General features: G+C 65.1%; 24 protein-coding genes and 1 tRNA gene. 10 read left to right on the plus strand and 15 right to left on the minus strand.

Translation table 11 applies throughout. The features are described from left to right. The 4 genes from KTQ37_RS10450 to KTQ37_RS10465 all read right to left on the minus strand — a co-directional run bounded on the left by KTQ37_RS10450 (window position 1) and on the right by KTQ37_RS10465 (window position 4,068). Window positions 1–1,143: a saccharopine dehydrogenase C-terminal domain-containing protein gene (locus tag KTQ37_RS10450; protein WP_218630459.1), complete on the minus strand. Its 1,143-nt coding sequence runs from the start codon at window positions 1,141–1,143 to the stop codon at window positions 1–3. 9 nt (window positions 1,144–1,152) lie between these two features. Continuing rightward, entirely contained in the window at window positions 1,153–1,392 is a 240-nt protein-coding gene (locus KTQ37_RS10455; protein ID WP_218630460.1) for a WGR domain-containing protein, read from the minus strand. Between the two features lie 67 nt (window positions 1,393–1,459). Continuing rightward, on the minus strand, window positions 1,460–2,164 hold the full coding sequence (locus KTQ37_RS10460) for a response regulator transcription factor (RefSeq protein ID WP_218630461.1): 705 nt from the start codon (window positions 2,162–2,164) through the stop codon (window positions 1,460–1,462). Beyond that, window positions 2,161–4,068 (minus strand): PAS-domain containing protein, encoded by a 1,908-nt coding sequence (locus KTQ37_RS10465; protein WP_218630462.1) that lies wholly within the window; start codon window positions 4,066–4,068, stop codon window positions 2,161–2,163. The genes KTQ37_RS10460 and KTQ37_RS10465 overlap by 4 nt, the downstream gene beginning before the upstream one ends. Before the next feature lie 193 nt (window positions 4,069–4,261). Here KTQ37_RS10465 and KTQ37_RS10470 point away from each other — a divergent pair, with 193 nt between their 5' ends. The 8 genes from KTQ37_RS10470 (at window position 4,262) to KTQ37_RS10505 (ending at window position 13,114) form a co-directional block, all read left to right on the plus strand. Then, complete coding sequence (locus KTQ37_RS10470; RefSeq protein ID WP_218630463.1) at window positions 4,262–6,229, plus strand: long-chain fatty acid--CoA ligase; 1,968 nt, start codon at window positions 4,262–4,264, stop codon at window positions 6,227–6,229. Continuing rightward, window positions 6,226–7,044, plus strand: coding sequence for an ABC transporter ATP-binding protein (locus tag KTQ37_RS10475; RefSeq protein WP_218630464.1), 819 nt, complete (start codon window positions 6,226–6,228; stop codon window positions 7,042–7,044). The genes KTQ37_RS10470 and KTQ37_RS10475 overlap by 4 nt, the downstream gene beginning before the upstream one ends. An 83-nt stretch (window positions 7,045–7,127) precedes the next feature. After that, a complete protein-coding gene (locus KTQ37_RS10480) occupies window positions 7,128–8,114 on the plus strand; it encodes a branched-chain amino acid ABC transporter permease (RefSeq protein WP_218630465.1) in 987 nt (328 codons plus the stop codon). Window positions 8,115–8,279: 165 nt separating this feature from the next. Beyond that, complete coding sequence (locus tag KTQ37_RS10485; RefSeq protein WP_218630466.1) at window positions 8,280–8,459, plus strand: hypothetical protein; 180 nt, start codon at window positions 8,280–8,282, stop codon at window positions 8,457–8,459. A gap of 49 nt (window positions 8,460–8,508) precedes the next feature. Next, window positions 8,509–9,585 carry a branched-chain amino acid ABC transporter permease gene (locus tag KTQ37_RS10490; RefSeq protein ID WP_218630467.1) on the plus strand — a complete coding sequence of 359 codons (1,077 nt, stop codon included), beginning with the start codon at window positions 8,509–8,511 and terminating at the stop codon, window positions 9,583–9,585. A gap of 64 nt (window positions 9,586–9,649) precedes the next feature. After that, window positions 9,650–10,936, plus strand: a complete 1,287-nt coding sequence (locus KTQ37_RS10495; protein ID WP_218630468.1) for an ABC transporter substrate-binding protein — start codon at window positions 9,650–9,652, stop codon at window positions 10,934–10,936. A 53-nt stretch (window positions 10,937–10,989) separates the two neighbouring features. Continuing rightward, on the plus strand, window positions 10,990–11,811 hold the full coding sequence (locus KTQ37_RS10500) for an ABC transporter ATP-binding protein (RefSeq protein WP_218630469.1): 822 nt from the start codon (window positions 10,990–10,992) through the stop codon (window positions 11,809–11,811). 82 nt (window positions 11,812–11,893) lie between these two features. Beyond that, complete coding sequence (locus KTQ37_RS10505; protein ID WP_218630470.1) at window positions 11,894–13,114, plus strand: phenylacetate--CoA ligase family protein; 1,221 nt, start codon at window positions 11,894–11,896, stop codon at window positions 13,112–13,114. 174 nt (window positions 13,115–13,288) lie between these two features. On the opposite strand, the gene ykgO is transcribed toward KTQ37_RS10505, so the two are convergent. Both ykgO and KTQ37_RS10515 read right to left on the minus strand, forming a co-directional pair. Beyond that, entirely contained in the window at window positions 13,289–13,414 is a 126-nt protein-coding gene (gene ykgO / locus KTQ37_RS10510; protein ID WP_038074920.1) for a type B 50S ribosomal protein L36, read from the minus strand. Window positions 13,415–13,476: 62 nt separating this feature from the next. Next, window positions 13,477–13,551, minus strand: a tRNA-Val gene (locus tag KTQ37_RS10515). A 161-nt stretch (window positions 13,552–13,712) separates the two neighbouring features. Here KTQ37_RS10515 and KTQ37_RS10520 point away from each other — a divergent pair. After that, a complete protein-coding gene (locus KTQ37_RS10520; RefSeq protein ID WP_218630471.1) occupies window positions 13,713–14,570 on the plus strand; it encodes an N-formylglutamate amidohydrolase in 858 nt (285 codons plus the stop codon). On the opposite strand, the gene KTQ37_RS10525 is transcribed toward KTQ37_RS10520, so the two are convergent. Both KTQ37_RS10525 and clpB read right to left on the minus strand, forming a co-directional pair. Next, window positions 14,571–15,836 carry a DNA polymerase IV gene (locus KTQ37_RS10525; protein WP_218630472.1) on the minus strand — a complete coding sequence of 422 codons (1,266 nt, stop codon included), beginning with the start codon at window positions 15,834–15,836 and terminating at the stop codon, window positions 14,571–14,573. It lies immediately after the preceding gene. 147 nt (window positions 15,837–15,983) lie between these two features. Further along, entirely contained in the window at window positions 15,984–18,599 is a 2,616-nt protein-coding gene (gene clpB / locus KTQ37_RS10530) for an ATP-dependent chaperone ClpB (RefSeq protein WP_218630473.1), read from the minus strand. Window positions 18,600–18,821: 222 nt separating this feature from the next. On the opposite strand from clpB, the gene pyrF reads away from it, so the two are divergent. Continuing rightward, complete coding sequence (gene pyrF, locus KTQ37_RS10535) at window positions 18,822–19,532, plus strand: orotidine-5'-phosphate decarboxylase (RefSeq protein ID WP_218630474.1); 711 nt, start codon at window positions 18,822–18,824, stop codon at window positions 19,530–19,532. A 45-nt stretch (window positions 19,533–19,577) separates the two neighbouring features. Here pyrF and KTQ37_RS10540 read toward each other — a convergent pair whose 3' ends face one another. From KTQ37_RS10540 to def (KTQ37_RS10570), 7 genes are all read right to left on the minus strand, one after another. After that, window positions 19,578–19,850: an NfeD family protein gene (locus KTQ37_RS10540; protein ID WP_218630475.1), complete on the minus strand. Its 273-nt coding sequence runs from the start codon at window positions 19,848–19,850 to the stop codon at window positions 19,578–19,580. Continuing rightward, a complete protein-coding gene (locus KTQ37_RS10545; RefSeq protein WP_218630476.1) occupies window positions 19,850–20,731 on the minus strand; it encodes an SPFH domain-containing protein in 882 nt (293 codons plus the stop codon). The genes KTQ37_RS10540 and KTQ37_RS10545 overlap by 1 nt, the downstream gene beginning before the upstream one ends. 62 nt (window positions 20,732–20,793) lie before the next feature. Beyond that, a complete protein-coding gene (locus tag KTQ37_RS10550; RefSeq protein ID WP_218630477.1) occupies window positions 20,794–20,946 on the minus strand; it encodes a hypothetical protein in 153 nt (50 codons plus the stop codon). Continuing rightward, a complete protein-coding gene (locus KTQ37_RS10555; protein WP_218630478.1) occupies window positions 20,946–21,182 on the minus strand; it encodes a GlsB/YeaQ/YmgE family stress response membrane protein in 237 nt (78 codons plus the stop codon). Before KTQ37_RS10555 ends, KTQ37_RS10550 begins: the two co-directional genes overlap by 1 nt. Before the next feature lie 89 nt (window positions 21,183–21,271). Beyond that, complete coding sequence (gene fmt / locus KTQ37_RS10560) at window positions 21,272–22,165, minus strand: methionyl-tRNA formyltransferase (RefSeq protein ID WP_218630479.1); 894 nt, start codon at window positions 22,163–22,165, stop codon at window positions 21,272–21,274. Window positions 22,166–22,168: 3 nt separating this feature from the next. Continuing rightward, window positions 22,169–22,669, minus strand: coding sequence for a peptide deformylase (gene def, locus KTQ37_RS10565; RefSeq protein WP_218630480.1), 501 nt, complete (start codon window positions 22,667–22,669; stop codon window positions 22,169–22,171). Continuing rightward, window positions 22,669–23,202, minus strand: coding sequence for a peptide deformylase (def, locus tag KTQ37_RS10570; protein ID WP_218630481.1), 534 nt, complete (start codon window positions 23,200–23,202; stop codon window positions 22,669–22,671). Before def (KTQ37_RS10570) ends, def (KTQ37_RS10565) begins: the two co-directional genes overlap by 1 nt. Between the last annotated feature and the right edge of the window lie 80 nt (window positions 23,203–23,282).

Consider the following 23,282-nt stretch of genomic DNA (forward strand, 5'->3'; position numbering starts at 1 on the left):
TCAGGCCAGATGGTCAATTCGGGCGAGATACTGCGCCTGGCTTTCGAGCGCCCCGAGCCAGCCCTTGACCAGTTTGGGGTCATGCGGCGCCGAATGCACCCCGGCGGGGATCTCGTGGCGCAAGATCGCCTCAACCGCGAGCGAGACCGTGCCCGACACCAGCCGCGCCATGGCCGAGCCGCGCGCGTCGCCCTGAGCATCCAGCATCCAGCTTCGATGCCAGACCGGCCGCCCGTCGTGCTTGGCCTCAAGTGAGACGACCAGCACGACCCGGTCGGGCTCGTCCTTGTGATAGGCGTTCTCGCGCCAGAGCGTGTCGGCCATGTCCGCCAGCCGCTCCTCGGCCTCGGGGCCATCGCGTTCGAGCGCGGCGAAAACCGGCGCCCAGGCATCGGACCAGCCCAGAAGGCGGATCGTGCCGCGCACGAAATCCTCGATCCGCCAGGCGGGGTCGAAGCGATATTCCTCGACGAAGGGCAGGCTGTCGCGATTGGGGTAGACCTCGAAGGTCTCGGGGTGCGGCAGGGGCGCGTCGAAGCGCGAGACCGCCTCCCACGGGTGGCGGACCTTCAGCTCGGTGAAATGCCGGATCGAGCGTGCGGGCGTGCGCAGCGCGCGCAACACGCCAAGCGGCGACCAGCTGAACTTGTAGCGAAACGCGTTCGGATGGGCCGGGATGCCACCGCAGTAGCTGTGAAACGATAGGGTGTTGCCCGCCGCCACCGTCCCCGAGGCGCGATAGCCCGCCACAAGATCATGCGCCATCAGGTGGTCGATGCCGGGGTCAAGCCCGACCTCGGCCAGGATCGTCACGCCCGCCTCGCGCGCGGGGCCATCCAGATCGCGCAACTGCTTCGACAGGTAGGACGAGCAGGCGAAATGCGCGCCCCGGCGCACCGCGATCTGCGCAAGATCGCCATGCAGATCGGGCGGCAGCATCGAGACAATCACCTCGCCCGGCTGCACGGTAGCCTCAAGCGCCTGCTGCGAGAAGCCGCTGATCTCAGCCTCGCGCCCGGCCAGAAGGGCGTAGGCGGCAGGCTCGTCGATGGTCCAGACCGTCACCGCGTGTCCGGCGTCGATCAGGCGCCGCAGGCCCGGCCCCGAACTCAGCCCCGTTCCACACCAGTGAATACGCCCCATCGCCGCCCCTCAGCCTTGCGCGGCGCGGCGTTCGGTCAGCCGATAGCCGCGCCGGATCGCGCGTCCGCGCCAGCGGTCGGCGGCCTGAGCGGCCTCACGCAGGTTGGAAAACCAGTTCACCCGCATCCCCGCGCGGCGCCCCTGACGGCCCCATTCGCGCAGCACCGAATATTCGCCAAAGAGATTGTCGGCGATCTCGACGCGGTAGAAGGCGCGGGCGGTGGGGCGGTGCAGCAGCAGGCTGAGCATGGCGGGGCCTTGGGTTGGTCTTGTTCCTTCAGGGAATCAGAACCGGGCGGCTGACGCCAGTGCAAAATCACTCCCACCGGACCTCGCCGAGGAAGATATAGCCCGCACCGTAGATCGTCTTGATCAGGCGCGGGTTCTTGGGGTCTTCGCCCAGCTTGGTGCGCAGCCGCGAGATGCGCACATCCATCGCCCGGTCAAAGCTTTCGCCCGCCACGCCGCCAAGGTGTTCTTGCATCTGCGCGCGGGTCAGCAGCCGGTTGGGGCTGTCTAGGAAGAGCCGCAGCACCTCGCCCTCGGCATGAGAAAACGGGGTTTCGCGGCCATCTGCATCGGTCAGCACGTAACGGTCGAAATGGGCGCGCCAGCCCGCGAAATGCGCGATCTGGGCGCTCGTGCTGGCTTCGGTGCGGGACTTGCGCAGACGCGCACGGATGCGCGCCACGACCTCGGCCGGGTCGAAGGGTTTGATGATGTAGTCATCCGCGCCAAGCTCCAGCCCGGTGACGCGGTCCTGCACCTGCGCGCGGCCCGAGATGATGATGATCGCCGCTCCGGATTCGAGCGCGAGCCGATGCACCAGTGCCAGCCCATCCCGGTCGGGCAGGCCGAGGTCTACGAGGCAAACATCAAAGGCCGTGCGTTTCAGCGCCGCCTCGAACTCGGTCGCGCGGGAATAGGCCGTGGTGCGAAACCCCGCCTCTTCGAGCGTGTCGGCCAGCATCCGGCGGATCTCGGGTTCGTCGTCGAGGATGGCGACATGCGGGGCGGTCATCGGCGTGCTCCGGCGAGTGTGGCGGCGAGGGTTACCGCGTTAAAAGGTTTTTGCAGAACCGGGCAGGGGGCAGAGGCGCGCAGCGCGTCGCCCGGCGGCAGCGAGGTCATCAAAACGACGGGCAGGCGCTCGGCGATGCGGTTGGCAAGATCCACGCCCGAGCCCTCGCCGGGAAGCTGGATGTCCGAGAGCACCATGCCGATATCTGGCAGTGCGAGCAATGCCTCCGCCTCGGCAACGCTGCTGGCCTCGACGACGGTGTGCTCCATGCTGCGCAGCATTTCGCGGGTATGGGCGCGAATCTCTTCATTGTCCTCGACCAGAAGCACCAGCATTGGCGCGGTCTCGGCCTGGGCGGGGCGCAACGGCAGGCGCAGCGCCACGAGCGCGCCTTCGGGGGTGTTTTCCAGCCGCACCGTGCCGCCGGCAAGCTTGGTCTGATCATAGACCATCGACAGGCCCAGCCCCGAGCCCTCGCCGCCCTTGGTGGTGAAGAACGGATCGAGCGCGCGGCTCAGCGCCTCTTCGGAGAAGCCCGGGCCGGTGTCGCTGACCGAGATCTCGACCCAGGTGTCGCGCACGGGATGCACCTCAACCCGGATCGTGCCGCCGTGCGGCCCCATCGCATCGCGGGCATTCAGGAGCAGGTTCAACACGCTGTCCTGCAATTGCCCCGGATCGAGCAGCACCGGCCCCTCGATCCCGCCGACGAAGGTTTCCAGTTGCACCGCTTCGCCAAGGGTCGGGCGCGCCATCGCGGCGATATCCTCGATCATCGGGCGCAGCTCGACCGCTTGCGGGCGCAACTCGCGCTTGCCCGAGATCGCGGCGATCCGGTCGAGCAGGGCGCCGCCCCGCCGTGCGGCGGCCAGCGTTGCGCGCACGGCCTCCTGCGCGTCGGGCGACAGGTCCGGCATGCGCTCAAGTCGCCCCTGAAGCCCCAGAATGATCGTCAGGAGGTTGGCGAAATCATGCGCCAGCCCCGAGGTCAGCTGTGCCGCCAGCTCGCGTTTGGAGGATTGCGCCAGTGCTGCGCGGGCCTGCGTTTCGTGGGTGACGTCGGTCGAGAGGATATAGACCCCCTGCACCTGTCCCGAGGCGCCCCGGTCGGGCGTCAGCGCGATGCGGATGCGCCGCCCCGAGGGTTCGTGCGTGATCTCGAGCACGTTGGCCTGACCCGCCAGCGCCTTGACGAAGCCGGGCTCGATCCGCGCAAAAGTGTCGGGCCCGAGCACCGCATCCGCATGTTTCCCGACCGGATCGTCAAGCGAGCCGGGCATGACAGCCGTCAGCTTCCGGTTCGAGAAGGTATAGATGAAGTCGCGGCCCATATGCGCGATATGGGCGGGCATCATTTCGGTCACCTGCCGGGTGCGCGCCTCGATCGCGGTCAGTTCGCGCTGCGCCTCTTCCAGCGCGGCGTTGGTTGCGGCCAGCGCGCGGTTGGCGCCCGCCAGCCGCTCGGCGTTTTCCAGCACCTGCTCGGACAGCTCGGCCGAGCGCGCCCGCAGCAATGCTTCCTGGCGCTTGATCTCGGTGATGTCGGTATAGACGGTCACCCAGCCACCCTGCGGCAGTGGCGCGCCCTCGACCGCGATGGTGCGGCCATTGGTGCGGGTGCGCTCCAGGTAATGCGGCTCGAAGGCGCGGGCCTGTTCGGCGCGCAGCCGCACCGCTTCCTCGATGTCGCCGATGTGGCCGTATTCTCCGCGCAGCGCCAGCAGGCGGATCGTGTCCTCGAACAGGGTGCCGGGGCGCGTATATTCCTCGGGAAGGTCGAACATGCGCTGGTACTGGCGGTTCGAAACGGCCAGCCGCAGATCGCTGTCGAAGATCGACAGAGCCTGTCCGATCAGGTTCAGCCCCGCCTGTGTCAGACGCTCGCGTGGGTCTTCTGCGCTCATCGGTTCCTCCCCTTCCATCGCTAACACTCCGGGGCCGGATGAAAAAGGGGCCTGTTGCTCCGGTAAGAATTCGTTAGATTCAAGAAAAAATCAGGAAAACTTTGACCGCGAGGGTGTCACTGTGCCGCTATGGGGCGCAGGAGGAATCGCCCCTGCGGCGAGAACGCCGGGTAACTGGCGCGAGGGAGGAACAATGGCTGACGCAGTTGCGGCAGAGGGATCTGCGCATTCGATTCCTGCGCTCTTGGCGCGGAACGTGCAGCGATACGGCGGATACCCCGCCTATCGTGAAAAAGAATTCGGCATCTGGCAGAGCTGGACCTGGGCGCAGGCTTCCGAGGAAATCCGCGCCATGGCGATGGGCTTCCTGAGCCTTGGCGTCGAGCGTGGCGACCACATTGCCATCATCGGGCGCAACCGCCCTGCCCATTACTGGGCGATGGTTGCGGCGCAGATGTGCGGGGCCGTGCCGGTGCCGCTCTACCAGGACGCCGTGGCCGAAGAGATGGCCTATGTGCTGGGCCATTGCGGCGCGCGCTTCGTGGTCTGCGGCGACCAGGAGCAGGTCGACAAGGTCGTCGAGGTCGAAGACCAGATCCACTCGATCAAGCATGTCATGTATACCGACAAGCGCGGTATGCGGAAATACGACCACACCCGCATGAACGCGCTGGAGGATGTCGTTTCCGAAGGCCGCGCGGGCCACTACCGCTATGAGGAAGAGCTCAACCACCGCATCGCCGAGTTGAACTACGACTCGACCTGCGTGATGCTCTATACCTCGGGCACCACCGGCAAGCCCAAGGGCGTGGTGCTGTCGAACCGCAACATCATCGAGACCGCCAAGAATTCCTGCGCCTTCGACAAGCTGACCCGGAACGAGGAAGTTCTGGCCTACCTGCCGATGGCCTGGGTGGGCGACTTCATCTTCTCGGTCGGGCAGGCCTATTGGGCGGGCTTCACCGTGAACTGCCCCGAGAACGCCTCGACCATGATGACCGACCTGCGCGAGATCGGGCCGACCTATTTCTTCGCCCCGCCGCGCGTGTTCGAAGGTCAGCTGACCAACGTCATGATCCGCATGGAAGACGCGGGCAAGTTCAAGAAATGGCTGTTCGACCGCTATATGGCGCTGGCGCGCAAGGTGGGACCGGCGATCCTTGACGGCAAGCCGGTCAGCGGCGCGGACCGGCTGGGCTATGCGCTTGGCAATCTCTTTATCTACGGCCCGCTGAAGAACACGCTCGGGTTCACGAATATCCGCGTGGGCTATACCGCGGGCGAGGCCATCGGCCCCGAGATCTTCGATTTCTACCGCTCTTTGGGGATCAACCTCAAACAGCTCTACGGCCAGACCGAGGCGAGCGTTTTCATCACCCAGCAGCCCGATGGCGAAGTGCGCTCCGATACCGTCGGCGTGCCCTCGCCCGGCGTCGAGGTGAAGATCGCCGACAACGGGGAGGTGTTCTACCGCAGCCCCGGCACCTTCGTCGAATACTATAACAACCCCGAAAGCACCGCCTCGACGAAAGATCCCGAGGGCTGGGTGGCAACGGGGGACGCAGGCTTCTTCGAGGAAGGCTCGGGTCACCTGCGTATCATCGACCGCGCCAAGGACGTGGGCAAGATGGCCGACGGGCGGCTGTTCGCACCCAAATACGTTGAAAACAAGCTGAAGTTCTACCCCAACATCCTAGAGGCTGTCGTCTTTGGCGCGGGCAAGGACCGCTGCACGGCCTTCATCAACATCGACCTGAACGCGGTCGGCAACTGGGCCGAGCGCAACAACATCGCCTATGCCTCCTATCAGGAACTGGCGGGTCACCCGAAGGTCTATGAGATGATCAAGAGCCATGTGAACGAGGTGAACGCCTCGGTCGCGCTCGATCCGATGCTGTCGGGCTGCCAGATCCACCGCTTCCTGATCCTGCACAAGGAACTGGATGCCGACGACGGCGAGATGACCCGGACCCGCAAGGTGCGCCGCAATATCGTCGCCGAGAAATTCGCCGACCTTATCGAGGCGCTCTATGACGGGCGTACCAGCATCTACACCGAGACCGAGGTCACCTACGAGGATGGCCGCAAGGGCGCGATCAAGGCGACGCTGAACATCGCCGACGCCGAAGTCGCCCCCGAACAGAGGATGGCCGCGGAATGAACGACATGAGCGACGGTTACATCACCGCAGACGGCCGCCAGATCGGTGGCGTTCTGATGGAGTTGAAGAACATCACCCTCAAGTTCGGCGGGGTTACGGCGATCAGCGACATCTCGTTCGACATCCGTCAGGGCGAGATCCGCGCGATCATCGGCCCCAACGGGGCGGGCAAGTCCTCCATGCTGAACGTCATCTCGGGTTTCTACATCCCGACCGAGGGCGAGGTCTGGTTCAAGGGCTACAAGCGCGGGCCGATGCGCCCCTATGAGATCGCGGGCCTTGGTATCGCGCGTACCTTCCAGAACATCGCGCTGTTTGATGGCATGTCGGTTCTCGACAACATCATGACCGGCCGCCTGACCCTGATGAAATCGGGTCTGCTGAGCCAGGCGATGTGGTGGGGCGGGGCCTCGAAGGAAGAGGACGCGCACCGCGAGAAGGTCGAGAAGATCATCGACTTCCTCGAGATCCAGCCGATCCGCAAGACCCCGGTGGGCCGACTGCCCTACGGTCTGAAGAAGCGGGTGGAACTGGCGCGCGCACTGGCCGCTGAGCCCAAGATCCTGCTTCTGGACGAGCCGATGGCCGGCATGAACGTCGAGGAAAAAGAGGACATGTGCCGCTTCATCCTCGATGTGAACGACGAGTTCGGCACCACCACCGTGCTGATCGAGCATGACATGGGCGTCGTCATGGACCTGTCCGACCGCGTGGTCGTCATGGACTATGGCCGCAAGATCGGCGACGGCCCGCCCGATGAGGTGCGCAACAACCAGGACGTTATCGACGCCTATCTGGGGGTGGCCCATGACTGAGCTTCAGGGCCGCAAACCGGACATGCACACATCCTGCATCCTTGATGCAGACATCATGCAGACGACGCCGACGGGAGGGCACCATGCCTGATCAACTTCTCTTTGCGATGGAAGTGACGCTGAACGGCCTGATGGCCGGCGTCATGTATGCGCTGGTCGCCCTTGGCTTCGTGCTGATTTACAAGGCGTCGGGCATCTTCAACTACGCGCAGGGCGTGCTGGCGCTGTTCGCGGCGCTGACGCTGGTGGGTATCCAGCAGGGTCAGGTGCCCTTCGCCCATCTGATCAACGCGATGACAGGGATGCATGTCAGCCACTTCGGCTGGACCGTCCCCTCTATTCTGGCCATCATCCTGACCGCTGGCGTGATGGTCGGTCTTGCGATCGTCATCGAGAAGCTGGTGCTCAAACACCTCGTCAACCAGGCGCCGATCATCCTGTTCATGGCGACCATCGGTCTGGCCTATTTCCTTGAAGGTTTCGGCGACGTCATGTGGGGCGCCGATATCAAGAAGCTCGACGTCGGCCTGCCGCAGGGTATCTCGGAGACCGTGGAGAGCGTGACCGACAGCCTGTTCGGCTATGGTTTCTTCATCGACAACCTCGACATCGTGGCCACCGTCGTGGCGGTGCTGCTGGTGACCGCGCTGACGCTGTTCAGCCAGTACTCCAAACAGGGCCGCGCGCTGCGCGCCGTGGCAGACGACCACCAGGCCGCGCTGTCGGTAGGCATCTCGCTGCGCTTCATCTGGATCCTCGTGTGGTCGATCGCAGGCTTTGTGGCGCTGGTTGCAGGGATCATGTGGGGCTCGAAGTCGGGCGTGCAGTTCTCGCTGTCGCTGATCGCGCTCAAGGCTCTGCCGGTGCTGATGCTTGGCGGTTTCACCTCGATCCCGGGCGCCATCGTGGGCGGTCTGATCATCGGTGTGGGCGAGAAGCTGTTCGAATTCACCATCGGTCCGATGATCGGCGGCGCGACCGAGAACTGGTTCGCCTATGTGCTGGCGCTGATCTTCCTCGTGTTCCGGCCGCAGGGTCTGTTCGGCGAAAAGATCATCGAGCGGGTGTGATCGATATGGCTAACATTCACGGAAAGAAATCTGTTGATCAGGGCGCCGCGCTGCGACATCCTGCCGCAGATTCGGCAGCAAACGGGCAGGGAGGCCTGAGCCGAAGGGAAGGGAGCCATATGCGGCCCCAGATGGCCGCGACAAGGATTGGGAGGTCCTTCGGTCATGAAAACCTGCGCGACTGTCTTCACTATCGGATGGGCTGCAGCACTAGCCTTCGGCTGGATCGCGCTTGCCGCGCCGAGTTCGGAGCCGATGGGGCTGCAGGTCACCAACATGCTGCTCGCAGCCGCCGGAGCGGCGGTCGGGCTCTGGTCCTGGCTGCGGTTGCGCCGGGGCTGCTGATCGGGGGCGGAACGACCTTCCCCCGCAACAATGACGGGGGGAGGCTCTGATGTTCTACCGCGAGGCCGGTGATTTCAAAACGTCCTATCGGGAGGACAGCCAAACCTTCCCGATCAAGTTCGACCGCCTGCGCTACTACGCGGTGCTGGCAGTCGCCTTCGGGGTGATCCCGCTATTCATCAACGATTACTGGGCGAACGCTGTGTTCGTGCCGTTCCTGATCTACTCGATCGCGGCGATCGGGCTGAATATTCTGGTCGGCTTTGCCGGACAGGTCAGCCTGGGTACCGGCGGCTTCATGGCCGTGGGCGCCTATGCCGTCTACAAGCTGATGACCGCCTTTCCTGAAGTGTCGATCTTCTTTCACGTGCTGATCGCGGGCGGCATCACCGCCGCAGTGGGGGTTCTGTTCGGCCTTCCGTCGCTGCGCATCAAGGGCTTCTACCTTGCGGTGGCAACGCTCGCGGCGCAATTCTTCCTCGTGTGGCTCTTCAACAAGGTTCCGTGGTTCTACAACTACTCGGCCTCGGGTCAGATCAACGCGCCCGACCGCACGATCTTCGGTGTCTTCGTCACCGGTGCGCAGACCTCGGCTACCGCGAAGTACATGTTCTGCCTGGTCATGCTGACGATCGTCGCGGTGATCGCGCGCAACCTGACGCGCGGCACGGTGGGGCGCAAGTGGATGGCGATCCGCGACATGGATATCGCCGCCGAGATCATCGGGGTGAACCCGCTGAGCACCAAGATCACCGCCTTTGCCGTCAGCTCGTTCTTTATCGGCATCGCCGGGGCGCTGTTCTTCGCGGTCTATCTGGGCGCGGCCGAAGTGGGCGAAGCCTTCGGTATCCAGAAGTCCTTCCTGATCCTCTTTATGGTGATCATCGGGGGCCTGGGGTCGATCTTCGGCAGCTTCGCGGGCGCGGCCTTCCTGGTCCTGCTGCCGGTGCTTCTGAAGAACGTGCTCGTGGGGACGCTGGGTTGGCCGACCGACTTGGCGGCGCATATCGAGCTGATGATCGTGGGCGGTCTGATCGTGATCTTCCTGATCGCGGAACCGCATGGCCTGGCGCAACTGTGGCGCGTGGCAAAAGAAAAACTGAGACTCTGGCCCTTCCCGCACTGAGGGGCCAGCCAAGAACCGGGCAACCGGCAACCGACACCTGAATACGTTCTGGGAGGATTGACGTATGAAGAAGACTTTTGCAGCACTTGCGGCCGCGACCATCGCCGCCACCGCCGCTCCGGCGATGGCCGACCTGGTTGTGCCGAACATGAGCTACCGCACCGGGGCCTATGCCGCCAACGGCATCCCCTACGCGGATGGCTTCAACGACTATTTCACGCTGCTCAACGAGCGTGACGGCGGCATCGGCGGCGAGAAGGTCGTCGTTCCGGAATGCGAGACCGCCTACAACACCGAAAAGGGTGTGGAATGCTACGAGTCGACCAAGGGCATGGGCGCGCTTGTCTATAACCCGCTCTCGACCGGTATCACCTATCAGCTGATCCCGAAGGTCTCGGCCGACGGCATCACGCTTTACACCCCGGGCTACGGCCGCACCTCGGCCGCCAACGGCAAGGTGTTTGAATGGGTGTTCAACTACCCGGCGAACTACTGGGACGGCGCCAGCGTTGCGGTCAAGCACCTGCTCGACGTCAACGGCGGCGATCTGAACGGCAAGAAGATCGCGCTCGTCTATCACAACTCGGCCTATGGTAAGGAACCGATCCGCACCCTGACCGAGCTGTCGAAGAAGCACGGCTTCACGCTGGTCGAACTGCCGGTCGATCACCCCGGCCAGGAACAGAAGTCGCAGTGGCTGCAGATCCGCCGTGACAAGCCCGATTACGTCCTGATGTGGGGCTGGGGCGTCATGAACCAGGTCGCGATTCAGGAAGCCGTGAACATCAAGTTCCCGATGGAGAACTTCATCGGCATCTGGTGGTCGGGTTCGGAGAACGACGTGGGTCCGGCCGGTGACGGCGCCAATGGCTACAAGACCATCAGCTTCCACGGCACGGGCGCGAACTTCCCGATCAACGACGACCTGAAGAAGTACGTTCTCGACGCCGGCAAGGGCTCGGGTGCGGGCGATCAGGTGGGCACGGTGCTCTATTCGCGCGGCATGTACGCGGCGATGACCATCTCGGAAGCGATCCGCAAGGCGCAGGAAATCGCCGGCACCTCGGCGGTGAACGCGGCACAGGTGCGCGAGGGCTTCGAGAACCTCAACCTGACCGAAGAGCGTCTGACCGAGCTTGGCCTGCCCGACTTCGCCCAGCCGATCACGGCGAACTGCGCCGATCACGGTGGCCCGGGTTCGGCCCGCATCTACCAGTGGGATGCCGGTGGCAAGACCTGGAACGCGGTGTCGGACTGGATCACCTCGGACGCCGACGTGCTTGACCCGCTGGTCGCCGAAGACTCGGCTGCCTTCGCGGCTGAAGCCGGCATCACCGAGCGCTGCAACTAAGCTGACCTCCCCCCGGCCGTTCGCGGCCGGGGGCCTCATTCACGGAGAATGCCATGCTCGACGCCGGGAAAACCGAGACCCTTCTCGAGGTCAACAACATCGAGGTGATCTACAACCACGTCATCCTCGTTCTGAAAGGCGTAAGCCTGAGCGTGCCCAAGGGCGGTATCACCGCGCTTCTGGGCGGCAACGGCGCGGGCAAGACGACGACGCTCAAGGCTGTTTCCAACCTGCTCAAATCCGAGCGCGGCGAGGTGACCAAAGGATCGATCATCTATCGCGGCGAGCGCGTGCAGGAACTGTCCCCGGCCGATCTGGTGCGCAAGGGCGTGATCCAGGTGATGGAGGGCCGCCACTGCTTTGAGCACCTCACCGTCGAGGAAAACCTGCTGACCGGCGCCTATACCCGCACCGACGGGCGCGCCGAGATCCAGAAGGACCTCGAGATGGTCTATAACTACTTCCCGCGCCTGAAAGAGCGCCGCAAGAGTCAGGCGGGCTACACGTCGGGCGGGGAGCAGCAGATGGTCGCCATGGGCCGCGCGCTGATGTCGCGCCCCGAGACGATCCTGCTCGACGAACCCTCGATGGGCCTGGCGCCGCAGCTGGTCGAGCAGATCTTCGAGATCGTGAAAGCGGTCAACGAAGGCGAAGGCGTGACCTTCCTGTTGGCCGAGCAGAACACCAACGTCGCGCTGCGCTACGCGCATTACGGCTATATTCTGGAATCCGGCCGCGTCGTGATGGACGGCCCGGCCAAGGCGCTGCGCGAGAACCCGGATGTGAAGGAATTCTATCTGGGCGTCTCGGACGATGGGCGCAAGAGCTTCCGCGAAGTACGCAGCTATCGCCGTCGTAAGCGCTGGCTGGCGTAACGCAACTGACTGAATTCAAACGATTGCTGCGCAGAATGCTGCTGCGCAGAAAGATGACTTATACCCCGATGGAGGGTCCGACATGAGCCGCTACTACGACGATCTCGAAACCCGCTCGGTCGATGAGCGCGCGGCTGCGCTGGCTCGGGATCTGCCGCAGGTGATCGCGCGGGCGCTGAGCGCGCCGGGTATGGCGGCGCATCTGGGCCCGGTCGAGGCGGGGCAGATCACCTCTCGTGCGGCGCTGGCCCGCTTGCCGGTGCTGCGCAAGTCGGACCTGGGCGCGGCGCAGAAGGCGCAGGCGCCCTTCGGCGGGCTGACCAGCAAACCAGCCCATGCCTTTGCCCATATCTTCCAGAGCCCCGGTCCGATCTACGAGCCGGGCGATGTGAGCCATGACTGGTGGCGCATGGGCCGCTTCCTGCATGCCTGTGGTGTGGGCCAGGGCGATATCGTGCAGAACTGCTTTGGCTATCACCTGACGCCCGCAGGGATGATCTTCGAATCCGGGGCGCGGGCCGTTGGCGCAGCGGTGCTGCCCGCCGGGACCGGGCAGACCGAGTTGCAGGTGCGCGCCGCGGTCGATATCGGCACCACGGTCTATTCGGGCACGCCTGACTATCTCAAGATCATTCTCGACAAGGCCGAGGAGATGGGGGAACGCCTGGGCATTACCCGCGCGGCCGTGGGTGGGGGGGCGTTGTTCCCGAGCCTGCGCAAGGAGTACGCGGATCGCGGCATCCAATGCCTTCAGTGCTACGCCACGGCGGATCTGGGCAATATTGCCTACGAATCCGACGCGATGGAGGGGATGATCCTCGACGAGGGTGTGATCGTCGAGATCGTGCGCCCCGGCACCGGCGATCCGGTGCCCGATGGCGAGGTCGGCGAAGTCATCGTCACCACGCTCAACCCCGATTACCCGCTCGTGCGTTTCGCCACCGGCGATCTGAGCGCGATCATGCCCGGCATCTCGCCCTGCGGACGCACCAATCAGCGCATCAAGGGCTGGATGGGACGGGCAGATCAGACCACCAAGATCAAGGGTATGTTCGTGCGCCCCGAGCAGGTCGCGGCCTTCGTCGCGGCTCATCCGGAGGTCGCGCGTGCGCGCGTGATCGCCACGCGCGACGGCGAGATGGACGTCATGACGGTTCAGATCGAGACCGAAGCCTCGGACCCGGCGCGCTTCAATGGCGGCGTTGTCGAGGCGCTGAAGATGAAAGGTGTGATCGAACTGGTCGCGCCGGGCAGCCTGCCGAACGACGGCAAGGTGATCGACGATCTGCGCAAATACGACTGAGGGGAGGGGGCGCTGCCCCCTCGCGGCCCTGCCGCTCACCCCCGAGGTATTTTCTCCAAGAAGAATGGGCATGGGCGCGAACCCTTGATCGGGTGCGGCGTTGCTTTGCGTCCAGCATGGAAAAGGCCGCGCGGGTTGCCCCTGCGCGGCCTTGAAATTCCGTGGCTCTACGCCTCAGCCCTGACGGGCCTTGAAGCGCTTCTGCGTCTTGTTGATCACGTAGACGCGGCCTTTACGGCGCACGACCTGGCAATCGCGGTGACGCTGCTTGAGCGAGCGGAGCGAGTTACGGACCTTCATTGGCCATCTCCTTTTCGCGGCGCGCGTGCGCCTTAAGCTTAAACCCCCGAGGGAGCGGCGAATGGTGGGCGGTACTGGGATCGAACCAGTGACCACTACGATGTCAACGTAGTGCTCTACCGCTGAGCTAACCGCCCACAGCCTAAGTGATTCTGCCGCTGCATCCCTTTCAGATGAAAAGGACGCGGGGCGGAACCGCGTCGGTCTGCGGGTCTATAAAAGGAGTCGGGGCGGCTTGCAAGAGGGTTTTGGCGGGAAATCAATTCGGTGTAGGCTGCTCAGGTAACGAGGAGAGACGATGCCAGAAACGCTGCCCTATCGGCTGACGCGGCCCGCGCGACTGACGACCTCGGTCATCTTCGCGTCGCCGCATTCCGGGCGCGACTATCCGCAGGCGTTGCTGGAGCGCACGGGGCTCGACGAGGCCAGGCTGCGTTCCTCCGAGGATGCATTTGTCGAGGATCTGCTGCAGCGCGCACCGCAGGAGGGAGCGGCGCTTCTGGCGGCGCGTCTGCCGCGCGCCTGGGTCGATCTGAATCGGGCGGCGGATGAGTTGGACCCTGCGCTGATCGAGGGACTGGGGCGGCGCGCGCCGGTCTCGCCGCGTGTGGCGGCGGGGCTTGGGGTGATTCCGCGGGTGGTGGCAAGCGGGCGGGCGATCTATGCAGGCAAGATTAGCTGTGCGGAGGCGCAGGCGCGAATCGATGCGGTCTGGCGCCCCTATCACGCGGCGCTTGCGGAACTGATCGAGGAGGTGCGTTGCCAGTTCGGGCGCGCGATCCTGATCGACATGCATTCGATGCCGAGTGAGGCGCTGGATGCCTTCGGTGCGCAGCGCCCCGATATCGTTCTGGGCGATCGCCACGGCAACACGGCGCGGGCGAGTACGGTTGCGGCGGTCGAGGCTGTGCTGCGCGGGCTGGGGTTGCGGGTGGCGCGCAACCGCCCCTTTGCGGGCGCCTATATTGCGCAGCGCTACGGGCGGCCCGCTGAGGATGTGGAGGTCATTCAACTGGAGATCTGCCGCAGCCTTTACATGGATGAGCGGCTGGTGCGCCGTGCACCGCAGTTCGATGCCTTTGCCGGGGTGATGGGGCGTGCGGTCGCGCAGATTGCCGAACTGGGCCGGGCGCAGGGGCGCATCGCGGCCGAGTGATCAGTCCTCCCCGCGCAGGCTGCGGCCCGTGCGGATCGCGTCGCTGCCGAATTTCGCGCGGATCTTGTCGGCGGCGCGCTCGGCGCCTGCGCGGGCGCGGGCCTGCGGGTCCAGCAGATCGCCCACCGGGTCGCGGCCGCTGGCGGTGGTGAGGTCGGAATAGCCGATGCCGATCAACCGGAAGGGGCCGCGTTCGGGCAGAGCGTCGAGGAGGCGGGTGCCATCGCGATAGAGCGTGTCGGCGAGTTGCGAGGGTTCCTCAAGCTGCATCTGGCGCGAGAGGGCCGAGAAATCGGCGCGGCGCAGCTTGAGCGTGACGGTGCGGCCCTCAAGCCCCTTGGCCTTCATCCGCGCGGCGGCTTTCTCGGCCATGATCCAGAGCTGGGTCTTGAGCTCTTCGCGGTCCTCGATGTCCTGCGCGAAGGTGGTTTCGTTCGAGACGGATTTGATCGGCTCATTGGGGTTCACGCGGCGGTGGTCCTCGCCATGGGCGAGGTGCCATAGGCGCGTGCCTTGGGTGCCGAAGCGGCGCAGCATCTGATCGCGGCCGGTGCGGCGGATGTCGGCCAGGGTGCGCAGGCCCGCGCGGCCGAGTGCGACGCGGGTGGCGGCGCCAACGCCCCAGAGCAGCGAGACCGGCTTGTCGCGCAGGAAGCCTTCCGTTTCGGCGCGGCCGATCACGGAAAAGCCGCGCGGTTTGTCGAGGTCGGAGGCGATCTTGGCGAGGAACTTGTTATGCGAAAGGCCCACCGAGGCGGTGACGCCGATCTCGGTCTCGATCTGCCGGGCGAGGCGGGCCATCAGGAGCGCGGGCGGGGCGTTGTGGAGGCGCTCGGTGCCGGTGAGGTCTAGGAATGCCTCGTCGAGCGAGAGGGGTTCAATGAGCGGGGTGAGCGCGGCCATGAGTGCGCGGATGCGGGCCGAGACCTCGGCGTAATGCGACATGCGCGGGCGGATGACCACGGCCTCGGGGCAGAGTTTGAGGGCCTGGAACATGGGCATGGCCGAACGCACGCCCGAGATGCGGGCGACATAGCAGCAGGTGGAGACGACGCCGCGCGTGCCGCCGCCCACGATCACAGGCCGGGAGGAAAGCTCTGGGTTGTCGCGTTTCTCGACCGATGCATAGAAGCTGTCGCAGTCGATATGGGCGATGGGGAGCGAGAAGAGCTCTGGGTGGGCGAGAATGCGCGGGCGGCCGCAGCGCGGGCAGCGTGCGGGGGCGGTGTCGAAAGAGGTGAGACAATCGCGGCAAAGGGCGGGCATGGGGCACCGAGGTTTGCCCCATTCTAGCGCCTTGGCGGGGCCGGAGCGAGGGGGCGCTGCCCCCTCTTTCGCCCGGGCGGGCGAAATTCACCCCCGAGGTATTTGACCCAAGAAGAAGGGAAGGGGGCCGGAGCCCCCTTCGCCGGATCAGTTCAGGATGGCATCGGCCGGGGCGCGGCGGGACGAGGCCGAGACCTTGCCTCCGACCACGAGACCGTTTTCATTGGCGGTGATCGTCACGGTGGCGCCGTCAAGAATCTCACCGCCCAAGATGAGTTCGGCCAGCGGGTCTTGCAGCGAGCGCTGGATCACCCGCTTGAGCGGGCGCGCGCCATAGACCGGGTCGTAGCCTTCGTCGGCGAGCCACATCTTGGCGGCCTCGTCGAGCGCGAGCGCTATCTTGCGTTGCGCGAGGCGCTTTTCGAGCCGGGCAAGCTGGATTGCGACGATGCCGTCCATGTTGCCACGGGTCAGGCGGTCGAAGATCACCATCTCATCGAGGCGGTTCAGGAACTCGGGGCGGAAATGGGCCCGCACAGCCTCCATCACCTCGGCCTTGGCCTGATCGCTGGACGAACCCTCGGGCAGGATGCTGAGCGCATGGCTGCCGAGGTTCGAGGTCAGGACGATCAACGTCTGCTTGAAGTCCACCGTGCGGCCCTGACCATCGGTCAGAACACCATCGTCGAGCACCTGGAGGAGCACGTTGAAGACATCCGGGTGGGCCTTTTCGACCTCGTCGAAGAGGACGACCTGATAGGGGCGGCGGCGCACGGCCTCGGTCAGCACGCCGCCCTCATCGTAGCCGACATAGCCGGGCGGTGCGCCGATCAGCCGGGCGACGGAGTGTTTCTCCATGAACTCGGACATGTCGATGCGCACCATCGCGGTGTCGTCGTCGAAGAGGTATTCGGCGACGGCCTTGGTCAGTTCGGTCTTGCCGACGCCGGTCGGGCCGAGGAACAGGAAGGAACCGAGCGGGCGGTTCTCGTCGTTCAGACCCGCGCGGGCGCGGCGTACGGCGTTCGACACGGCGGTGATCGCCGTATCTTGGCCGATGACGCGCTTGTGCAGCTCCTCTTCCATCTTCAGCAGCTTTTCGCGCTCGCCCTCAAGCATCTTCGAGGTCGGGATGCCGGTCCAGCGTTCCACCACCTCGGCGATCTGTTCGGGGCGCACGGCCTCCTCGACCATCTGCCCGTCCTCGTTGCCTTCGGCTTCCGAGAGGCGTTTTTCCAGCTCGGGGATGGTGCCGTATTGCAGCTCGCCCGCCTTGGCGAAGTTGCCTTCGCGTTTGGCCTGATCAAGCAGGGCGCGGGCATGGTCGAGCTTTTCCTTGACGTCGCGCGAGGCTTCGAGCGCGTCGCGCTCGGCCTGCCATTTGGCGGTCATCGCGGCGGCGCGCTGTTGCAGCTCGGCCAGATCCTTCTCGAGCTTTTCGAGGCGGTCCTTGGAGGCCACGTCATCCTCGCGCTTGAGGGCCTCGGCCTCGATCTGCATTTGCAGGATCTGGCGGTCGAGGGCGTCAAGCTCTTCGGGCTTGCTGTCCACTTCCATGCGCAGGCGGCTTGCGGCCTCGTCCACGAGGTCGATCGCCTTGTCGGGCAGGAAGCGGTCGGTGATGTAGCGATGCGAAAGCGTCGCAGCCGCCACCAGCGCCGAGTCGGAGATGCGAACGCCGTGGTGCAGTTCATATTTCTCCTTGATGCCGCGCAGGATCGAGATCGTGTCCTCGACGGTCGGTTCTTCGACCATCACCGGCTGGAAGCGCCGCGCAAGGGCCGCGTCTTTCTCGACATATTTGCGGTATTCATCGAGCGTGGTCGCGCCGACGCAGTGCAGCTCACCGCGCGCAAGCGCCGGTTTGATCAGGTTCGCTGCGTCCATTGCGCCCTCGGATTTGCCCGCGCCCACCAGCGTGTGCATCTCGTCGATGAACAGGATGATCTCGCCGGCGGCGGCCTCGATCTCCTTCAGGATCGCCTTGAGGCGCTCCTCGAATTCACCGCGGTATTTCGCCCCGGCGATCAGCGCGCCCATGTCGAGCGCCAGCAGCTTCTTGTTGCGCAGGCTTTCGGGCACGTCGCCGTTGATGATGCGCAGCGCAAGCCCCTCGGCGATGGCGGTTTTACCCACGCCGGGTTCGCCGATCAGGACGGGGTTGTTCTTGGTGCGGCGCGACAGCACCTGCATGGTGCGGCGGATCTCGTCGTCGCGGCCGATGATCGGGTCGATCTTGCCCTCTTCGGCGGCCTCGGTCAGGTCGCGGGCATATTTCTTGAGCGCGTCATAGCCCTCTTCGGCCGAGGCCGAGTCGGCCGTGCGGCCCTTGCGCAGATCGTTGATCGCGGTGTTGAGTTTTTGCGCGGTAACCGCGCCCGCATCCAGCGCGTCCTTGGCCTTGGTGTTGACCACGGCCAGCGCCATCAGCACCCGCTCGACCGGCACGAAGCTGTCGCCCGCCTTCTTGGCGATTTTCTCGGCCTCATCAAGCACACGCACCAGCGATTGCTCGACATAGACCTGACCGTCGCCGCCCGAGACCTTGGGCAGCTTCGAGACGAACAGATCGACGCTTTCCTGCACGCGCTTGGGTTCACCCCCTGCGCGGCGGATGAGGTTGGCCGACAGCCCCTCTTCGTCATCCATGAGTGCCTTGAGCAGATGTTCGGGAACCACCCGCTGGTGTCCCTCGCGCATCGCGATGGTCTGGGCTGCCTGCAGGAAACCACGCGACCGTTCCGTGAACTTTTCCATGTTCATCGGGTATCTCCTTTCCTAAAGCCCCCGGTCCTTGAGGCGCCCAATTCTGGCGCGCCCCGCTCCGGGTCTTGAGATTGAGTTGGTTTTTGCGCGGCACCGGTTCAAGGGGGTGCGACCGGGTGTGCGGCAAAAAGTTGGCCCGGTGTGCGGGCGGCTTTTTCTTGACCGGCGCGCGGTTCGGGCGCAAAAGGCCACCGTTTGCCCTTCCCCCGGAGAATTGCCATGACCCAGATGCTGCCCGCCGACGACCGGTTGATTGTCGCCCTTGATGTGCCGAACGCCCTTGCCGGGTTGGAGCTGGCCAAGGCGCTTGGCGACAGCGTGTCGTTCTACAAGATCGGTTTGGGGATGCTGACGGGCGGGGGGTTGGCGCTGGCCAACGAACTCAAGCTCGAATTCGGCAAGAAGATCTTCCTCGACATGAAATTCTTCGACATCGGCGCGACGGTCGAGAAGGCCGTGAAGGGCATCGCGCAATACGATCTGGATTTCCTGACGGTGCATGGCGACCCCTATGTGGTGAAGGCCGCCAAAGAGGGTGCGTCGGGCAAGAACCTCAAGATCCTGGCGGTGACGATTCTGACCTCGCTCGACCGGGGCGATCTGGACGGGGCGCTGATCAAGCAAGGCGAGATCGCCGATCTGGTGACCGAACGCGCCGCGCGCGCGTTCGAGGCCGGGGCGGATGGCGTGATCGCGTCCCCGCGTGAGGCGGCGGTGATCCGCGCGCTGCCGCAGGCAGCGGGCAAGCTGATCGTGACGCCGGGCGTGCGCCCCGCGGGTGCGGCGCTCGGTGACCAGAAGCGGGTCGAGACGCCGGCGACGGCGCTGGCCGCCGGGGCCGATCATCTGGTGGTGGGTCGCCCGATCTGGGATGCGCCCGATCCGGTGGCCGCCGCGCAGGCGATCTTGTCAGAGATCCGCGCAGTCTGAATCAAGAACGGCGGCCCGAGGGCCGCCGTTTCTTCTTTCGCAGTATCAGTTCTCGTTGATGTCGCGATCCCAGATCTTGTTCTGGCCGCTGCGCACCCCGGCGATGCGCCGCGCGATCAGCCAGGCGGGCACGGCAGTGGCCGCCATCACGAGTAGCAATGCCGGCAGGCTGGAACCCATGAGGTCGAGCCAGACCAGAAAGCCCACGACCAGCGCGCCGATCGCGAAACCCAGTAGGAAGAAGCCGGGGATCAGCATCTCCAGCGCGCCCAGAACGACCCCGGCAGCGACCCAGAACCACGCTTGTTGCCAGAGCATCACGATCTCCCCTTCATCAGCGTGAACGCATTGGTGAAGGCCTCTAGCGCGGCGGCGGGCAGGATCACGGTCTGCTTGCCATTGCCGCTGGCGACCTCAGAGATTGCCTCGACTTGCTTGAGTGCGACCTGATACTGCGCGGCCTCAAGTCCGTTCTTGGCGATGGCCTCGGCGATGACGCCGGTGGCGAAGGCCTCTGCCTCGGCCAGGATGCGGCGGGCCTTGGCCTGTTGCTCGGCGGCGTAAAGCTCGCCGTCGGCATGCAGCTCGACCGCGCGCTTGCGGCCCTCGGCCTCGGTCACCTGAGCGCGGCGGGCGCGTTCGGAGTTAAGCTGTTGCAGCATCGCGGCGCGGGTGGCCTCATCTAGGTTCACGTCGAGGATCTCGGCGCGGGTGACCTCGATCCCCCAATCATCGACGACATTGGCGAGGTTGTCCTGGATCGTGCCGATCAGGCCCGCGCGGTTCGACTGCACGGTGTCCAGTTCCATCTTGCCGATCTCCGAGCGCACGATGCCCGCCACGGTAGTGGCGATGGCCGCGTCCACGTCGCGGATGCGGTAGACGGTCTTTTCCGGCTCGGTGATGCGGTAGAAGACCGAGGTTTCGACCTGCACCAGCACGTTGTCGGCGGTGATCGCATCCTGCCGCGTCGACGGCAACTGGCGTTCGAGGATCGAGATGCGATGCGCGACCCGGTCAAGGAAGGGGACGATGAAGTTGATGCCCGGCCCCAGAACGGCGCGCAACCGGCCGAAACGCTCGACCACGTGCTTTTCGGATTGCGGAACGATGCGGACGCCCAGAAATACCGCAAGGGCAATAAAACCGGCAAGCGCCAGAAGTACGATATTGCCGCCGCTGATGGTCTCAAGTGGCATGGACTATGTCTCCCTCAAAATTCGCCCGGGATTATGCGGGCGCAGCGAAACTCTGAAAAGGCCTATTTCGCGGGCAGCAGCTTCACCCCCACCAGCGCCAGAACGGCCAGCACCGCCCAGCCGCCGGGGCGGCTGATCAGCCAGATCGAGATGGCGATGATCCAGAGCACAAGGCGCGAGGCGCCGAGCCCGAGGATCGCAAGAAAGGCGGGCATCAGCGCGCCACGTAACGGCGCCAGAGCCAGATCAGCGCCATCGCCCCCAGCACAGCGCCCGCAAAGCCTGACATCCAGCCGGTGACCATCAGCAAGAAGCGCAGTGTCAGCCCGCCGATCAGCGCGCCGAAGATCCCGATCGCGACGGTTGTCGGGATATCGGTTTCCAGTTTCATGACGCGCGTGGCGATAAAGCCCGCCGCCGCGCCGATGATGATGAGAGCGATGATGTTCATGGGCGCCTCCGTTGGTCCGAACAATATGGGGCAGGGAGGGCCGCACGAAAAGGGGAGCGGGGGTCAGGATTTCCCCCGTTGCGGGCCGCTCAGAGCCGCGCGGGCAGGCTCAGACCCTTGAGAACCTCGGCCGCGGGCATCGGACGCTTGCCCTCGCGCTGCGCATCGAGCACCTCAAGCGCGCCTTGGCCGCAGGCGACGGTGAAGCCGCCCAGAACCTCGCCCGGCGCGCCCTGACCCGAAGCCGGTGCGGCGCGCAGGATCTTGACCCGCTCGCCCGCGATCTCGCACCAGGCGCCGGGGAAGGGCGAAAGGCCGTTGATCTGCCGCACCAGCTCAGACGCGGGGCGGGACCAGTCGATCCGCGCCTCGGCCTTGTCGATCTTCGATGCGTAGGTCACGCCCGCCTCGGGCTGCGGTTCGGGCGTCAGGGTCTCAAGCCGATCCAGCGCCTCAAGGATCATCCGCGCACCCATGGCCGACAGGCGATCGTGCAGCGCGCCGGTGGTTTCGGTCTCGCCAATCGGCGTGGCCTCGCGCAGCAGCACCGGGCCGGTGTCGAGCCCGGCCTCCATCTGCATGATGCAGATGCCGGTCTCGGCGTCGCCCGCCATGATCGCGCGATGGATCGGCGCGGCTCCGCGCCAGCGCGGCAAGAGCGAGGCATGGATATTCAGGCAGCCGTGGCACGGCGCGTCGAGCACCGCCTGCGGCAGGATCAGCCCATAGGCCACGACGACGGCCACATCGGCGTGCAGCGCGGCGAAAGCGGCGCGGTCTTCCTCAGCCTTGAAGTTCAGCGGCGTGCGCACCGCGATGCCAAGCGCCTCGGCGCGGGCATGGACGGGCGAGGGGCGTTCCTTCTTACCCCGGCCCGCCGGGCGCGGAGGCTGCGAATAGACGGCTACAACCTCATGTTCGGCAGCCAGCGCCTCAAGCACGGGAACCGAGAAATCGGGAGTGCCCATGAAGATCACGCGCATGGCTTACCTTTTCGAAAGCTTGGCCGACTTCTGCACCAGCATCTTGCGCCGCAGGGGCGAGAGGTGATCGACAAAGGTCTTGCCGTTCAGATGGTCGATCTGGTGCTGCACCGAGGTTGCCCAGAGGCCGACGAAATCGCGGTCTTCGATCTCGCCCTGGTCGTTGAGGAAACGCACGGTGACGGCGCGGGGGCGCTCGATCGTGGCGAAGATGCCGGGCAGGTTGGGGCTGGCCTCATCATGGCGGCGCATCTGCACCGAGGCATGCAGCACCTCGGGGTTGGCCATACGCACAGCCTGACCGCGCTTGTCCGAGGCATCGACGACGGCCAGACGCATCATGATGCCGATCTGCGGCGCGGCAAGGCCCACGCCGGGCATCGCCTCCATCGTCTCGATCATGTCGTCCCAGATCATCCGCACGGTCTCGGTGATCTGCTCAACCGGTTCTGCGGCGGTGTGCAGGCGCTTGTCCTCGTAGGGGATGAAGGGGCGGACGGCCATCAGGCTTCCTTCACGCCGCGCGCCCGCTCGCGCTTGAGCTTTTCCATCTTGCGCGTGATCATCGAGCGCTTCATCGCGCCCAGATAGTCGATGAAGAGCTTGCCGTTGAGATGGTCGTTTTCATGCTGCGCGCAGGTTGCCCAGAGGCCGTCGAACTGTTCCTCGTGCATCTGCCCGTCAAGGCCCAGCCAGCGCATCCGCACCTCTTTCGGGCGGGTGACCTCGGCATATTGCTCGGGGATCGACAGGCAGCCTTCCTCATAGACGTTGGTCTCTTCCGAGGTCCAGGTGATCTCGGGGTTGATCAGCACCATGGGCTGCGGCGCGGCGGTGTTGTCCTTGACGCAATCCATCACGAAAACCCGCTTGAGCACGCCCACCTGCGGCGCGGCAAGGCCCACGCCGGGCGCGTCATACATGGTGGCCAGCATGTCGTCGGCAAGCTTGCGAATCTCGTCGTCCACGCAGGCGACGGGGTCGCAAAGCTTCTTGAGCCTCGGGTCGGGATGGATCAGGATCGGGCGAATGGTCATAGCCCGTGATTTAGGCGATGGGCGCCCATGGTGCAATGGTCGGGTTCGGATGGAATGATTTTCCATCATGGCTGGTGATA

Source organism: Sedimentimonas flavescens (assembly GCF_019264375.1).
GTDB lineage: Bacteria > Pseudomonadota > Alphaproteobacteria > Rhodobacterales > Rhodobacteraceae > Rhodobacter > Rhodobacter flavescens.